Genomic DNA, 14,315 nt, shown 5'->3' on the forward strand with positions numbered 1-14,315 from the left:
GAACCAGAGCGCCGGCGCGGCGGCCGCATCCGGTGGGGCGCCGCCGCGAGCCGAGCCGACTTTTCAGAATCCAACCGGAGGGAACCATGGACGCCACACAACAACTGCTGATCGACGGCCAGTGGCAAGCGGGTGCTGCGGCTGCCTTCACCAAGTACGATCCGGTCGCCGGCACGCGTCTATGGCAGGCCAACGCCGCCTCCACGGAACAGGTCGGCATGGCGGTGAGTGCTGCACGGCGCGCTTTTGCCGGCTGGGCGCGGCTGCCGCTGGCCGAGCGCCAGGCGGTGGTCGAACGCTTCCGCGACCAGCTCGAGGCCAACCGCGAGCCGCTGGCCGAAAGCATCGCCCGCGAGACCGGCAAGCCGCTGTGGGAGGCGCGCACCGAAGTCGGCGCGATGATCGGCAAGATCGCCATCTCGGTGAATGCCTATCACGAGCGTACCGGTGAGCGCGCCCGCGACGCCAACGGCACCCGCGCGGTGCTGCGCCACCGCCCCCACGGCGTGCTGGCGGTATTTGGCCCCTACAACTTCCCTGGCCACCTGCCCAATGGGCATATGGTGCCGGCGCTGCTGGCGGGCAACTGCGTGGTGTTCAAGCCCAGCGAGCAGACCCCGCTGACCGCCGACCTGATCCTGCAGTGCTGGGTCGCAGCCGGCCTGCCCGCCGGGGTGATCAACTTGGTCCAGGGGGCGGCCGAGGTGGGCCAGGCGCTGGCTGGCCACAGCGATATCGACGGCTTGCTGTTCACCGGCAGCGCCAAGATCGGCGGCCTGCTGCATCGCCAATTCGGTGGTCAGATCGGCAAGCTCCTGGCGCTCGAACTGGGCGGCAACAACCCGCTGGTGGTGCGCGACGTACGCGACCCCGAAGCGGTGGTGCTGACCATCCTGCAGTCGGCGTTTCTCTCCGGCGGCCAGCGCTGCACCTGCGCCCGTCGCCTGATCGTGCCCGAGGGCGAGAGCGGCGATCAGTTGATCGCGCGGTTGGCCGAGGCGATGCAGAAACTGCGTGTGGCAGCGCCGTTCAGCGAGCCGGCGCCGTTCTACGCAGGGCTCGTCAGCCCGGCGGCGGCCGAGGGGCTACTCGCGGCTCAGGCCGATCTCGAGGCGCGCGGCGGCCGGGTGATCGTGCGCATGGCCTCGCTCGAAGCCGGCACCAGCCTGCTCTCGCCGGGGTTGGTGGATGTCACCGGCTGCGAGGTGCCCGACGAGGAGCACTTCGGTCCGCTGCTCAAGGTCTACCGCTATCGCGACTGGGACCATGCCATCGCACTGGCCAACGATACTCGCTACGGCCTCTCCGCCGGGCTGATCGGCGGCGACCAGCCGGAATGGGATGACTTTCTGTTGCGCATTCGCGCTGGCATCGTCAACTGGAACCGCCAGACCACCGGTGCTTCCGGTGATGCGCCCTTCGGCGGTATCGGCGACAGCGGTAACCACCGCCCCAGCGCCTACTATGCCGCCGACTACTGCGCCTATCCCGTCGCCTCGATGGAGTCCGATACCTTGACGCTGCCCGGCGAACTGCCGCCCGGGGTGAGTTTATGAGCGACGCTGCGGACGACGTGCGCGAGGTCAATTTCGACGGACTGGTCGGGCCGACCCACAACTATGCCGGCCTGGCCCACGGCAACGTGGCCTCGATGCGCCACGGCGGTCTTGCCTCCAATCCGCGCGAGGCGGCGCTGCAGGGGCTGGCCAAGATGAAGTCGCTGATGGATGCCGGCTACGCCCAGGGCGTGCTGCCGCCGCAGCAGCGCCCCGATCTCGGCGCGCTGCGCGCGCTGGGCTTTACCGGCAGCAATGCCGAGGTGCTGACCCGGGCCGCCCGCGAGGCGCCGCAGCTGCTGCGTGCGGTGTGTTCGGCGTCGAGCATGTGGACCGCCAATGCCGCCACGGTGACGCCGAGTATCGACGCCGCGGATGGCCGCGTGCACTTCACCCCGGCCAACCTGCAGTCGAGCTTTCACCGCTATCTGGAGCCGGAGACCACCGCCCGCGTGCTGGCGGCGATCTTCCGCGATCCGGCCTACTTCGCCCATCATTCGGCGCTGCCGGCGACCCCGGCGTTCTCCGACGAGGGCGCGGCCAACCACACCCGGCTTTGCGGCGATCACGGCGAGCCGGGGGTGCATCTCTACGTCTATGGGCGCCAGGCGTTCGGCGGCGAGCGTGGCCCGCAGCGTTACCCCGCACGCCAGACGCTGGAGGCCAGCCAGGCGGTGGCGCGTCAGCATGGCCTGGCTGAGGCGCAGACGGTGTTCGCCCAGCAGCACCCCGAGGCGATCGATGCCGGGGTGTTCCACAACGACGTGATCGCGGTGGGCAACGGCCCGGTACTGCTCTACCACGAGATGGCGTTCCTCGACGAGGAGCAGACCCTGGATGCACTGCGCAGCCGAATGGCCACGCCGCTGATCCCGGTGCGCGTGCCCAGCGAGGCGATCAGCCTGGAGGAGGCGGTCTCGACCTATCTGTTCAACTCGCAGCTGCTCACCAACCCCGGCGGCGACATGACGCTGGTGGTGCCGGGCGAGTGCCAGGAGAACGAGACGGTGTGGCGGGCGATCCAGGATCTGCTGCTGGCCGGTCACAATCCGATCGGCGAGATCCTGGTCAAGGACGTCAAGCAGAGCATGCGTAACGGGGGCGGGCCGGCGTGTCTGCGCCTGCGCGTGGCGCTCTCGGCGCAGGAGCGCTGCGCCCTGGGCGGGCGCGTGCTGCTCGATGAGCGTCTGCACGGCGAACTGGTGGGGTGGGTCGAGCGTCACTACCGTGACCGGCTGACGCCCGATGATCTGGCCGACCCGCAGCTCGCCGAGGAGACGCTGGCAGCGCTGGACGAACTCACCCGCCTGCTGGGTATCGGCAACGTCTATCCGTTTCAGCTCGGCTGAGAGGGGCCGTTCCCACCCGACTGACGTCGGGCGTTTCGGTAGGTATGACTAGCGGTTGTTAGAAAAGCCTGCGAGCGCAGGCAGTTTTCGTACCCAGCCTGATGGCCCGGGCGCCTGCCCGGGCCTTCGGTGCTCAGCTCTGGCTGGCGGCGCCGCCGACCATGCCGCGCTGCAGGTCGTTGTCGCGCAGGTGCTTGGCGACTGTGTCTTCCGGTGAGCCGGCCATCTCGCGGAACATGCCCATCGAGCCCAGCAGGGCAGAGGACTCGTAGGGCACGAAGACCCGCTCGCCTGCCTTGGCCATGTTCGGTAGCGCCTTGATATAGCTCTGGCCGAGCAGGTAGCCCACCACGGTGCGCTTGTTCTCGTCGCTCTCGCCGATGGCGTTGAGCACCAGCTTGATCGACTCCTGCTCGCCCTGGGCACGCAGAATTGCCGACTGCTTGTCGCCCTCGGCGTTGAGAATCGCCGACTCGCGCTGGCCCTGGGCCATGGCGATGGCGGCGGACTTCTCGCCCTCGGCTTCGGTCACCGTGGCGCGGCGTTTACGCTCGGCGGCCATCTGCAGGCGCATGGCGCTCTCCACCTCCTCGGGCATGGCGATGTCCTGAACCTCGACGCGGGTGATCTTGACCCCCCACTTGGAGGCCGGCGTCTCCATGTCCGCCTGGATGGCGTTGTTGACCTCGGCGCGGGACTCGAACAGCTTGTCCAGCTCCATCTTGCCCACCACCGAACGCAGCGTGGTCTTGGCCAGCACCTCGACCGCCTGGCTCATGTTGGCGACTTCATACACGCCCGCTTGGGATCGATGATCTGGTAGTAGAGCGCGCCGTTGATGGTGACGGTGACGTTGTCGGTGGTCACCACCGGCTGGCCGGGGAAGTCCATCACCGTCTCGCGGCGGTCGATGCGCACCTCCTCGGTGGAGATCGGATAGTACTCCTCGCCCTGCTTGCGATAGCGAATCATGCTGATCGCCCGCGGTTGCTCGATGAACGGGATGATCACGTTGATCCCGCTCTCCAGCAGCCGGTTGAAGGAGCCGAGACGCTCGACCACCATCACCTCCGACTGGCGCACGATGACCAGCCCCTTGATGATGAGGATCACGCCCAGCGCGACGATGATCAGGCTGATCAGCAGCCCGGGCCCGATGAAATTCATGATGATGACTCCCTAGTGTGGGGGAGCGTGACGATGGCGAGGGTGCCCTCGAAACGCTGGAAGATGACCTCGCTGTTGGCGGACAGCTCGGTCGTGTCGCTGTCGGCGACGCGCAGCCGATAGAAGTCGCCGTTGATCTCGATGCCGCTGGCGCCATCGAAATCGCGCTTCAGCGTGCGATAGCGCTGGCCGCGTTCGGTGCCGGTGCCGGTGGTGCCGTAGGCGACCCCGCGGGGCGAGAAGCGCGGGCGGATCACCTTGATCACCAGCGGCAGCATCACCCCGGCGGCCAGGCCCAGCCCCAACAGCTGCCAGCTTAACGAGGCGCCGAGCGCGGCCAGCAGCACCGCGACCAGGGTCGCCAGCGCCAGCGCCAGCAGCACCAGCGCGCCGGAGAGCAGCTCGGCCAGCCCCAGCAGCAGGGCCGCCACCAGCCAGACATAGGCCATGTTCCAGTCCATCGTGTCTCCACCGATCGGATCACAAGAAAGAGGGGCGCCGGGGCGCTGTCTGAAAAGTCGCAGCGCGGTGCTTTTCGGAAAGTGCCTAAGCTCTGTCTGAAAAGTCGGCGAGCGATGGCCAGACAAGGCAAAAATTGTCGAAAAAGCGCAGTTTACAAGTCGTAAACGAGCATTTTGAGTCAATTTTTAACGCCGTATGGGCGAGCGTAGACATTTTTCAGGCAAAGCGTAGTGTGCCCGTTGGTACGACGGCTGGGTATCAGCGATCGCCTTCACATCGTGTAAGACTTCGACCATAGCCGCCGTTGGCGCGCAATACTTTTCAGACATGGTCTAATCGTCACCGAGCCTGACCATCCGCGGCCGCCCCAATAGCACTCCGGCCACGCTCTGGCCGGCCAGCAACAGCAGCAAAAACCCCAGCGAGAGCTGCCAGTCGCCGCTCAAGCCGTGCAGGGCGCCGAAAAGCAGCGGGCCGCAGGCCGCCAGCAGATAGCCCAGGCTCTGCGACATGCCCGAGAGCATGGCAGCGTGCTGCGGCTGACGCGTGCGCAGCACGATCATGGTCAACGCGAAACTGAAGCAGCCGCCTTGGCCGGCGCCGAGCAGCAGCAGCGCCCAGCCGATCGGCGACGCGGTAGGGGCCAGCATCAGCCCCAGCAGGGCGACCGCGATCAGCGCACACAGGCCGAGCACCAGCAGACTGTGGTGGGTCAGACGCGAGGCGAGACGGGCAATGAAATAGCTGGCGGGGATGCTGGTGAGGTTGATCATCGACAGCATCAGCCCGGCGGTGGCTTCGGGCACGCCGGCCTGCATCGCCACCGCCGGCACCCAGGTCTGCAGGGTATAGAAGCCGAGCGACTGGGCGCCCATGAACAGCGTCAGCGTCCACGCCACCGGGCTGCGGAACAGGCGCGACATCGGCGGGCGCTTGGTGGCAGCGCCGTCGCCCGCGGGCAGACGCAGCGCCAAACGCCACCACAACAGCGCCGAGAACACGCCGAAACCGGCCCATAGCCAGATCGGGGTCGACCAGCTGCCCGAGGCGCGCATCAGCGGGACCGCGCTGCCGGCGCTGATCGTCGCGCCCACGCCCATCATCACCGTATAGAGCCCCATGGTACGGCCCAGGCGATCACCGCGGTCGCGCTTGACCAGGCTCGGCATGAACACATTGCCGAAGGCGATACCCAGCCCCGCGCACAGGGTGCCCGCCAGCATCAGCGTCACGCTCTCCATCCCGCGCAGCAGCCCGCCCAGGGCGATCAGGCTGAGCGCCCAGGCGATCGCGCGGTCGAGGCCCACGCGCCCGGCGAAGCCCGGCGCCAGCGGCGACAGTAGCCCGAAGCAGAGAATCATCCCGGTGGTGAAGAGACTGGCGGTGCCGGCGCCGATGGAGAGCGTCGACATGATCGGTTCGAGCACCGGCCCCACCACCACGATCGGCGCGCGCAGGTTGATCGCGGCGAGGCCAAAGGCCAAGAGCCACAGCCAGGCGGGAAGCGGGTGACGAGTGATCGGGGCTGACGACACGGGGAAGACTCTCTGAAGCATGGGGCTGCATCTTAGCACTCCTACTCCATGCCGAGACGTCTTGCGGACGGCGCGATCACGGGTGGCGGCCGTGGTGGGGGAGATATCCCCAGCGGCAGCGCCCATCTGGGCTAGCCTAGACAGAGACCGAGTGGTCGTGCCGCGGCCCCCGCGCGGTTCGAGAGGGGTATCGCGTTGCGATCGACAGGATTTGGCCGACTGGATTCTACCGACTGGGGGAGAGCACGCATGAGACTGACAACGATCACGCTGGGTGCCGCCGGGCTGGTGACGCTGCTGGGCAGCACCAGTGCCCTGGCCGCGCCGCCACCCGCGACCCGCGATATTACCCAGGTGCTCGCCGGTACCTACCGCCTCGATCCACTGCACTCCAAGGTGACCTGGGCGGTGGATCACTACGGCTTCTCGACCTATCAGGGGCAGTTCACCGCTGCCAGTGGCACGCTGGCACTGGCTGAGGATCCGACGCGCAGCCAGCTCACCATCCAGATCCCGCTCGACCAGGTGGTGACCGGGAGCGCGCTGGACGAGCACCTGGCCGGCGATGACTTCTTCGACGTCGCCGTCAACCCGATTGCCACCTTCCGCTCGACGCGCATCACGCTGGCAGGTGACAACCAGGCGACCATCGAAGGGCAGTTGACGCTCAACGGCCAGACCCACCCGCTGACCCTGGACGCTACGTTCAATCGTGCCGCCGTCTACCCCTACGACGATACCTATCGTCTGGGCTTCGACGCGGATGCCGAGATGAGGCGCAGCGACTGGGGCATCGACTTCCTGTTGCCCAAGGGCAGCGACGGTATGGGGATCAGCGATCGGGTCGCTCTGGAGATCGAGGCGGAGTTCACCCCGGCACATTGATGGCTGACGATGAGCGGCGTCCTGAAGCTCGTGTCACCCGATAGCGGTGCGCGTCCGCTTTCATGGCGCCAGCATCGCCTCCACCACGCCGGCATGCTGCAACAGCACGGCATCGTCGCCCTGGGGGCGCGATAGCATCAGGCCGATGGGGAGCTCGGCGCCGGTGGCGAGGTAGGGCAGCGAGATCGAGGCTGCGTCGAGATAGTTGAAGACGCTGGTATTGCGCAGCGCCAGCCGGTTGGCGCGCTGGAAGGCGGCGGCGTCGTTTTCGAGCTCGGCCCGTCTCGGGGGCAGCGTGGCGACGGTGGGCAGCAGCACCGCATCGAAGCCGGCCATCTCCTGTTCAAAGCGCTGCTGCCAGCCCGCCCTTGGCCACAGACGCTGCAGGTAATCCGCGGCGCTGATATCCCGGCCGCCCTTCAGGCGTTCGGCGATCAAGGGGTCGTAGTCGGCCTCGGCGCGGGCGAGCTGCTCGCGGTGCAGCGCGGCCGCTTCCGGCACCACCAGACCACCCTGCTGGTTGATCGCTAGCGCCGCGTCGACGGCCGCGAACGGGAGACGCTCGACGTGACACCCACTGGCTTCGAGGACAGCAACGGCCGCCTCGAAGCCGTCGCGAACCGCATCATCGAGCTCGCTCATCAGGCCGCCTTCGGCGATCGCCAGCCGCAGCGGCCGCGGCGTGGCATCCAGCGTCGGCAGTGGCCGCTCGGCCAGAATCGACCAGAGGCTGGCGCAGCACGCGACGCTGGGCGCGATCGGGCCCACGCAGTCGAGGCTCGGCGCGAGCGGGTAAGCCCCTTCGCCGGGCACGCTGGCCTGGCTCGGCTTGAAGCCGGTCAGGCCGAGAACGCCGCCGGGATCCTGAGCGAACCGCCGGTATCGCTGCCCAGCGCGGCGGCGGCGAGACCGAAGGCGACCGAGGCCGCGCCGCCCGAGGTCGAACCGCCGGTGATGCGTTCGCCATCGAACGTATTGGGGGCGTGCCGTAGTGTCGATTGAGGCCGAGCCCCGAGAACGCGAACTCGCTCATGTTGGTGCGCCCGGTCAGCAGCGCCCCGGCACGGCGCAGACGCTGGACCGCCGGCGCATCGCGACCGGCGGGCGGGTTGCCCCCCAGCACGCGGGAGGCGGCACGGGTCACCTCGCCCTGGACGTCGAACAGATCCTTGATGCTGATCGGCACACCCGCCAGAGGTTGGGTGGGGTCGACCCGCGCCAACCGGTCCGTCAGCTTGTCGGCATCGAATTCGAGATAGGCCGTAGCGGTGACCGCAGCCTGTGACCGGGCTCGCTCGACCAGGGCCTCCAGCGCCTGGGCGGAGGTGAAGTCGCCGCTGTCGATGGCCGCCTGCCAGTCGTGCAGGCAGCGTTGGCCGGCAGGGCGCGCCCAGAACGCGCGAGCGGCATCCTGTGGCGTCTCTGGTGAGCTCATTGCGCGACCTCGAGCTCGATGACGGTGTAGCGGTGGCTCAGGCGGCGATTCAGCACGGGGTCGGTGAGCGTCATCGAGAAGCGCTGGCTGGGTCGGATACCGTCGATGGCCGGTACCGTGCCGCACAGCAGCAGCGTGTTGGGGGCCAGCGATTCGCCCTGCTTGAGTGCGGCCGGCAGCTTGGCCAGCAGCGTGTCGACGTTCAGCAGTTCGGCCAGCGTGCCCTGCTGATAGGTGACGACCTGGCCGTTCTCTTCGATCTCACTGGCCAGTTCCAGCGCATCCCAATGCTCGCGGATGGCCGCCAGCGGCCAGGCCTGTCGGGCGACCGGCTTGGCGCAGAGCTGCTTGGACTCGGCGACACCGACCGCCTCGAGTTTACGATCGGTGTGATCGGAGGCGAGCGTCACCCACAGTCGGCCATCTTCGTCGCTGACCAGGCAGACCTCGGCTTCGCCGGAGCCGTCGCCGCCGAGCATCTCGACGTTCTCCGCCTGGGTCAGCAGTTGCGCGCTGGCGCGATAGAACAGCGGTACGCTGGAGGGCGGCTTGACGCCGATGGCGGCCAGCTCGTCGATGTGATGTTGCACGTTTGCCTGATCGCGGCCTGCCCAGCCGGCGATCGCCAGCCGTTGCGGCGTGACGGTGAGCGCGTTCTCGGGGGTATCGAAAGTCAGCATGAGCGGTTCCTGAGTTGTCTTTGTCGATGACGCGGCGAGTCAGAGCGAGTTCGGCAGCCACAGGGCGATGCCGGGGAACAGGATCAGCAGCACGGCCATCACCACCATGGCGGCAATGAACGGCAGCGTGCCGACGATCACGTCGGAGAACGGCTTACCGCGCCGGGCTGCCTGCACGATGTAGAGGTTGAGACCGACCGGCGGGGTGATCAGCGCCATCTCGACGAACAGGATCATCACCACGCCGAACCACACCTTGTCGAAGCCCGCGGCGAACAGCAGGGGCGCGATGATCGGCAGCGTGATCACCATCATCGACAGCGTCTCGATGAAGAAACCGAGCACCACCAGCAGCGCCAGCACGCAGAGCAGCAGCGCCATCGGCGACAGGTCCAGTTGCGTCAGCAGCTGCGTCAGCTGTTGGGAGAGACCCGCCGAGGCGAGCGCGAAGTTGAGAAACGAGGCCGCCAGCATGATGAACAGAATCATCGAGGTGGTGCGCACGGTGTTGTCGAGCGCTTCGGTCAGCATGCGCCAGTCCAGCCGCCGGTTGAACCCGGCGAGCATCAGCGCCACCACCACGCCGATGGCGGCGGCTTCAGTAGGCGTCGCCCAGCCGGTGTAGATCGAGCCGACGATGGCGACGAACAGGATCAGCAGCGGCAGCAGAAACTTCAGATGACGCAAACGCTCAGGCCAGCTCGAGCGACGGCGTGGCCCGCCCAGCGACGGCTTGAAAGCGCAGAACAGGATCGCCGTCAGCATGAACAGGCCTGTCAGCAGCAGCCCCGGCAGCAGCCCGGCCACGAACAGCTTGGGGATCGAGGTCTCGGTCAGGAAGCCGTAGACGATCAGGTTGATCGATGGCGGGATCAGGATGCCCAGCGTGCCGCCGGCGGCGATGCTGCCGCAGAAGAGCCGCGGGTGATAGCCGAGCTTGTCGCCCTGCGGCAGCGCCACTGTGGAGATCGTGGCCGCGGTGGCCACGGAGGAGCCCGAGGTCGCGGAGAACAGCATCGAGGTCATCACGTTGGCATGCAGCAGGCCGCCGGGCAGCCAGGAGAGCCAGTGATCCATGGCGCGATAGGCGCGCTCGGCGATGCCCGCGCGCACGATGATCTCGCCCATCAGCACGAACAGCGGAATCGCGATCAGCAGAAAGGAGTCCGCCGCCGACCACAGATTCTGGCCGAGCGCCGCATCAGCGGGAAGAACGAGAAGAACTGATCGACGCCGAAGGCGAGCAGGAACAGCGTGATGGCCACCGGGATGCCGGTCAGCAGCAGCGCCAGAATCCCGATGGAGAGATAGGCGAGCATCAGGATTTCCCTCCGGGTGCGGCGTTGTCGTGCGCGCGGGCTTCGAGCTCGTTGATCTCGAACGGGGCGGACTCGAGCGGATCGGCCTCGTGGCCCATGCCGATCAGCTTGCGAATCGTGGCGATATCGCCGCCGGCCGCCGCCAGCAGGGCGCGAATCGCCAGCACCGCCGCCGCCAGGGCGAACCAGGTGTAGCCCAACACCCAGACCAGCTGCGGTATCCACAGCGGCGTCGACAGCGGCGTATTGGCGGTGGTGTGGTTGGAGAGTGACCCCGAGAACACCGGCCAGGCGTGGATGACGATCATCCAGCCGACCAGATTGACGGCGAGTATCGAGAGCAGGTCGAGCGCTGCCCGAGCAGCGCTCGGCAGCTTCGAGTAGCCGACATCGATGCGGATATGGGCACGTTCGACCAGCGTGTGCGAGAGCCCCCAGGCCGAGAGAACGGCGAGGACATAACCGGCAGTCTCCTGGACGCCTTCGAAGGAGCGACCCAGCAGCTTGCGGCTGACCACTTCCAGGATGACCATTGCTACGACGGCCAGCAGCAGCAGGCCGATGAGCCGAGCGGCCCAGCGCGAGACGAGGCGGACGGCGCCCACGAGGGCGTCGAACAGAGAGACGAGAGCGAGCATGTTGAATACCTGCCGGCGGCTGAGAACGGGTGTCTAGGGCCGGGCACCGGCGTGCCCGACCCTGTGGCCCGTTTACTTGACGATGGGGAGGGCGACGAGGGGAGCGACGTTCTCGTTCCAGAGCGAGATCGTTTCGTCATCGATCCGCGAAGCCCAGCTCGGCAGGACCGCACTGACCAGCGCCTGATGGGCGCGCTCGCGGTCGGCATCGGTCACCGCGGCCAGTGTCATGTCGCCCGGCTTGCCGTGCTCGCACTCGCCATGGCCGGTCAGGCAGGCGATGCCCTGCTGCTCGTCCTTGGCCAGGTTGTTCCACACCGGATCGATGAAGCCGGGTACGATCTGGCTCTCGATGGTCCGCTTGGTCTCGTCGTCGAGCGAGTTCCAGGTGTCGTCACTGACCGCCGTGATGACCGTATCCCAGCCGCCGATGGGGAGCGGCAGCAGATAATCGGCGACATCCTGCCAGCCGGAGTTGTAGCCGGAGAGCGAGCCGGTGACGGCACAGTCGATCACCCCGCGCTCCAGCGCGCCGGGCACTTCGTTGAAGGCCATGACCGTGCTCTGGGCGCCGATGGCGGAGAGGAACTCCGCCGTGGTGCGGCCGCTGGCGCGGACCTTCTTGCCCTGCAGATCGCCGAGGCCCTTGATCGGCGTGTTGCAGAACACCACCTGCGGCGTGTTGGGCGCGATCGCCAGCACGTGCGCCTTGTAGTGAGACTGCATCGCTCTTTCGGCGATTGGCATGAACGCCTCGCTGACCTCGCGGGCCTTCTCGGGGTCGGTGGTCATCATCGGCAGGTCGAGCCTTCGAGTGCCGGCGCCTCGCCGCCGACATAGTCGGAGAAGGTCATGCCGACATTGAACAGGCCGTTCTTCAGGTAGGTGAAGACATCGCTGCCTTCGATACCCATCTGATCGAAGGTCGTCATCTGGACCTGGATCTGGCCATCGCTCGCCTTGGGCAGGGTCTCGGTCCAGAACGGCTTCTCGAAGTTCTTGTGCAGGGAGACCGCGCTCCAGGTACCGACGACGTTGAGGCTGGTTTCCGCACTTGCCTGTTGGGTGAGACCGGCGGCCAGGGCGGTCATGGTGAGGCCGAGCAGCATCTTTTTCATGGGACTCTCTCGCGTATTGAGTTTGTTGTACGAGGGTGGGTCATCGCCTGACGGCCGCGCTCGTCGCGCGATCTCGTCAGCGGTACTTCAAACGATGGTTGGGAATGTCGGTGATCAGCATGTGGCCCGGCGCGTGGGCCATGGCGAAGGGCAGCTTCGCATTCATCAGTGCGATCTGCGGCGTTACCCCGCAGGCCCAGAACACCGGAATGTCACCGGCTTCCATCACCGGGGCATCGCCGAAGTCCGGCCGATGGATATCGTCGATACCGATCAGCTCCGGTCGCGCCAGGTGCAGGGGCGCGCCGTGAACGCTGGGCATGTCGGTGGTGATCTGAATGGCGCGGATGGCATCGGCCGGCGACATGGCGCGCATCGACACGACGTAGCTGCCGTGGAACGGGCCGGCGGGGATCAACGGAAGGCTGGTTCGGTACATCGGTACGATGGTGCGTGCGGCCATGTGGCGGACCGGTACGCCCTCGGCGATCAGCGACTCCTCGAACGAGAACGAGCAGCCGAGCGAGAAGGTGACCAGATCGTCGCGCCAGCGGGAGACGAGATCGGCCGGTTCGTCGACCAGTTCGCCCTCTTCGTAGACGCGGTAGCGCGGCACGTCGGTGCGCAGGTCGATCGCTTCACCCAATACCTGCGGGTGAAAGCTGCCCGGTTCGCTGACGTCGAGCACCGGACAGGCGGCGCGGTTGGCCAGGCAGAAACGCAGGAAGTCGGCGGCGTAGGTTTCGGGAATGATGACCAGATTGGCCTGGGCGTAGCCGTTGGCGATACCGGTGGTGGTGGTGGGCCAGTCGCCGCGACGGATGGCGTGCTCGGCCGGAGAGACGGTGGCGTCGAGAGAGGTCATGTCGTCGATCCTGATTGTCATTGTCGTGGCCGCTACGACTGCCAGGGCCGAGCGCCACCTTTATGCAATCCAACGCTATGGGTTCACGGCGCATCAATCCAATCGATTTTTATGATTCCCTTTCATTGGCAAAAACCTTTCAATCTCAGCGCTTTCGACAAAACCTTTCGATGTCAGGCACATCGCCAACGCCTTGCGCCATGAGCCTCCTCGGTAACGCCTCGTCCGACGTCAGGCGTGTTCGCGCTGGTCCCGTTGGCCGAGCTCGATTGCCAGATCGATGACGCCATCGGCCAGTGCCTTGTCGATGTGCTGCGGCCAGGAGGCTGCGAAATCGAGCCAGGGCAGATCACAGGGCAGCGTGATGAGTTCGCCGCGGGCGATCTCCTGCTCGACGATGCGCGGCGGGATGGCACCGACGCCGATACCATCCAGCGCCAGGCGTACGATGGTCCACACCGAGCCGGAGCAGTGCAGCTTGATCCGCTCGAGGCGCTCCTGGTGGAGCAGCGACTGCAGCGCGCGATAGGGGCGGCTGTCACTGGCGAAGGTGATCAACGGTGTTCCGGTTCGCGCCAGCGCTTCCAGGGTGAAGGTCTGGGCCGAGAAGCCCAACTGCGGGGTGGCGATCAGACCCGTGGCATAGTGGCACAGTGGCCGGCTGAGGATGTCCTTGGCGTCCACCGGCCCCAGTGTAAAGGCCATGTCGACCTGGCGATTGAGCAGCCGGTTGGCGAGCCCCGGCGTGCCATCCACCTCGAGCTGCAGCGTCATGTCGGGAAAGCGGTTGGCGAGCTCGGCAATGAACGCCGGCAGCCAGCTGTGGGCGATGGTCTCGACCACGCCGAGACGCAGTACCCCCTGGAACGGGTTGCTGGCCTCGAGCATCGCCATCGCCTCCTGACGCGTCTCCAGCAGCAGCTCGGCGTGGCGATAGAACTGCCGCCCCTTGAGGGTCGGCTGGATCGGACGCTGGGCGCGATCCAGCAGCGCGCCACCGACGATTTCCTCCAGCCGCGCGACCCGATCGGAGATCGAGGGCTGGGTCAGATGCAGGTGCTGGGCCGCCAATCGGAACGAGCCGAGGCGCACGATCCAGACGAAGGCTTCGATTTCCTTGAAGTCGAACATGACGAGCCGCCGCGAAGTGAGAGAGGATGAGGGCAATAGCGCCGCGCCAGTATGACATGGACAGGGGGCCGCCCGACCTCCGCCGGTGCCACCGGTCGCAGACGCCAGCCCGGCGCGGCAGTCGGACACGATGTCGAGACCACACGCCGGCATCACACGCCAAAACCACAAGACC

At 66.9% G+C, this 14,315-nt stretch carries 13 protein-coding genes and 2 pseudogenes; 3 read left to right on the top strand and 12 right to left on the bottom strand.

Annotated elements, in window-relative coordinates; genetic code table 11:
* Positions 1-86 precede the first annotated feature (86 nt).
* A complete protein-coding gene (gene astD, locus CN538_RS09910; RefSeq protein ID WP_106419319.1) occupies positions 87-1,556 on the top strand; it encodes a succinylglutamate-semialdehyde dehydrogenase in 1,470 nt (489 codons plus the stop codon).
* Entirely contained in the window at positions 1,553-2,905 is a 1,353-nt protein-coding gene (gene astB / locus CN538_RS09915; protein ID WP_106419320.1) for an N-succinylarginine dihydrolase, read from the top strand. The genes astD and astB overlap by 4 nt, the downstream gene beginning before the upstream one ends.
* 133 nt (positions 2,906-3,038) lie before the next feature.
* On the opposite strand, the pseudogene CN538_RS09920 reads toward astB, so the two are convergent.
* The 3 genes and pseudogenes from CN538_RS09920 to CN538_RS09930 form a co-directional block, all read right to left on the bottom strand.
* Positions 3,039-4,072 (bottom strand): annotated as a pseudogene (locus CN538_RS09920) (SPFH domain-containing protein).
* On the bottom strand, positions 4,069-4,533 hold the full coding sequence (locus CN538_RS09925) for a nodulation efficiency, NfeD-like protein (RefSeq protein WP_106419321.1): 465 nt from the start codon (positions 4,531-4,533) through the stop codon (positions 4,069-4,071). The pseudogene CN538_RS09920 and the gene CN538_RS09925 overlap by 4 nt, the downstream one beginning before the upstream one ends.
* Positions 4,534-4,866: 333 nt before the next feature.
* On the bottom strand, positions 4,867-6,069 hold the full coding sequence (locus CN538_RS09930) for an MFS transporter (RefSeq protein ID WP_242494953.1): 1,203 nt from the start codon (positions 6,067-6,069) through the stop codon (positions 4,867-4,869).
* Positions 6,070-6,318: 249 nt separating this feature from the next.
* Between CN538_RS09930 and CN538_RS09935 the strand changes: the two genes are divergently transcribed.
* Positions 6,319-6,954, top strand: coding sequence for a YceI family protein (locus tag CN538_RS09935; protein WP_106419323.1), 636 nt, complete (start codon positions 6,319-6,321; stop codon positions 6,952-6,954).
* A gap of 60 nt (positions 6,955-7,014) precedes the next feature.
* Here the strand turns inward: CN538_RS09935 and CN538_RS26225 are convergent.
* From CN538_RS26225 to CN538_RS09975, 9 genes and pseudogenes are all read right to left on the bottom strand, one after another.
* Positions 7,015-8,389: pseudogene (locus CN538_RS26225) on the bottom strand (amidase).
* Positions 8,386-9,069 (bottom strand): DUF2848 domain-containing protein, encoded by a 684-nt coding sequence (locus CN538_RS09950; RefSeq protein ID WP_106419326.1) that lies wholly within the window; start codon positions 9,067-9,069, stop codon positions 8,386-8,388. The pseudogene CN538_RS26225 and the gene CN538_RS09950 overlap by 4 nt, the downstream one beginning before the upstream one ends.
* Before the next feature lie 39 nt (positions 9,070-9,108).
* Complete coding sequence (locus CN538_RS09955) at positions 9,109-10,251, bottom strand: TRAP transporter large permease (RefSeq protein ID WP_340638328.1); 1,143 nt, start codon at positions 10,249-10,251, stop codon at positions 9,109-9,111.
* Complete coding sequence (locus tag CN538_RS22685; protein ID WP_242494954.1) at positions 10,221-10,388, bottom strand: hypothetical protein; 168 nt, start codon at positions 10,386-10,388, stop codon at positions 10,221-10,223. The genes CN538_RS09955 and CN538_RS22685 overlap by 31 nt, the downstream gene beginning before the upstream one ends.
* Entirely contained in the window at positions 10,388-11,026 is a 639-nt protein-coding gene (locus CN538_RS09960) for a TRAP transporter small permease subunit (RefSeq protein ID WP_106419327.1), read from the bottom strand. The genes CN538_RS22685 and CN538_RS09960 overlap by 1 nt, the downstream gene beginning before the upstream one ends.
* 72 nt (positions 11,027-11,098) lie before the next feature.
* Positions 11,099-11,821, bottom strand: a complete 723-nt coding sequence (dctP, locus tag CN538_RS09965) for a TRAP transporter substrate-binding protein DctP (protein WP_242494955.1) — start codon at positions 11,819-11,821, stop codon at positions 11,099-11,101.
* Positions 11,818-12,144: a type 2 periplasmic-binding domain-containing protein gene (locus tag CN538_RS22690; RefSeq protein ID WP_242494957.1), complete on the bottom strand. Its 327-nt coding sequence runs from the start codon at positions 12,142-12,144 to the stop codon at positions 11,818-11,820. The genes dctP and CN538_RS22690 overlap by 4 nt, the downstream gene beginning before the upstream one ends.
* Before the next feature lie 76 nt (positions 12,145-12,220).
* Positions 12,221-13,009, bottom strand: coding sequence for a putative hydro-lyase (locus tag CN538_RS09970; protein ID WP_106419328.1), 789 nt, complete (start codon positions 13,007-13,009; stop codon positions 12,221-12,223).
* A gap of 231 nt (positions 13,010-13,240) precedes the next feature.
* Positions 13,241-14,140 carry a LysR family transcriptional regulator gene (locus CN538_RS09975; protein ID WP_164999567.1) on the bottom strand — a complete coding sequence of 300 codons (900 nt, stop codon included), beginning with the start codon at positions 14,138-14,140 and terminating at the stop codon, positions 13,241-13,243.
* Positions 14,141-14,315: the final 175 nt, after the last annotated feature.

The organism is Salinicola tamaricis (genome assembly GCF_003006155.1).
GTDB lineage: Bacteria > Pseudomonadota > Gammaproteobacteria > Pseudomonadales > Halomonadaceae > Salinicola > Salinicola tamaricis.

Excerpts from the sequence above, each read along its gene's own strand:
- CN538_RS22690 (WP_242494957.1), bottom strand. The coding sequence starts at position 12,144 with ATGAAAAAGATGCTGCTCGGCCTCACCATGACCGCCCTGGCCGCCGGT.
- astD (WP_106419319.1), top strand. The coding sequence starts at position 87 with ATGGACGCCACACAACAACTGCTGATCGACGGCCAGTGGCAAGCGGGT.
- dctP (WP_242494955.1), bottom strand. The coding sequence starts at position 11,821 with ATGATGACCACCGACCCCGAGAAGGCCCGCGAGGTCAGCGAGGCGTTC.
- CN538_RS09925 (WP_106419321.1), bottom strand. The coding sequence starts at position 4,533 with ATGGACTGGAACATGGCCTATGTCTGGCTGGTGGCGGCCCTGCTGCTG.
- CN538_RS09970 (WP_106419328.1), bottom strand. The coding sequence starts at position 13,009 with ATGACCTCTCTCGACGCCACCGTCTCTCCGGCCGAGCACGCCATCCGT.
- CN538_RS09935 (WP_106419323.1), top strand. The coding sequence starts at position 6,319 with ATGAGACTGACAACGATCACGCTGGGTGCCGCCGGGCTGGTGACGCTG.
- astB (WP_106419320.1), top strand. The coding sequence starts at position 1,553 with ATGAGCGACGCTGCGGACGACGTGCGCGAGGTCAATTTCGACGGACTG.
- CN538_RS09960 (WP_106419327.1), bottom strand. The coding sequence starts at position 11,026 with ATGCTCGCTCTCGTCTCTCTGTTCGACGCCCTCGTGGGCGCCGTCCGC.
- CN538_RS09950 (WP_106419326.1), bottom strand. The coding sequence starts at position 9,069 with ATGCTGACTTTCGATACCCCCGAGAACGCGCTCACCGTCACGCCGCAA.
- CN538_RS09975 (WP_164999567.1), bottom strand. The coding sequence starts at position 14,140 with ATGTTCGACTTCAAGGAAATCGAAGCCTTCGTCTGGATCGTGCGCCTC.
- CN538_RS22685 (WP_242494954.1), bottom strand. The coding sequence starts at position 10,388 with ATGCTCGCCTATCTCTCCATCGGGATTCTGGCGCTGCTGCTGACCGGC.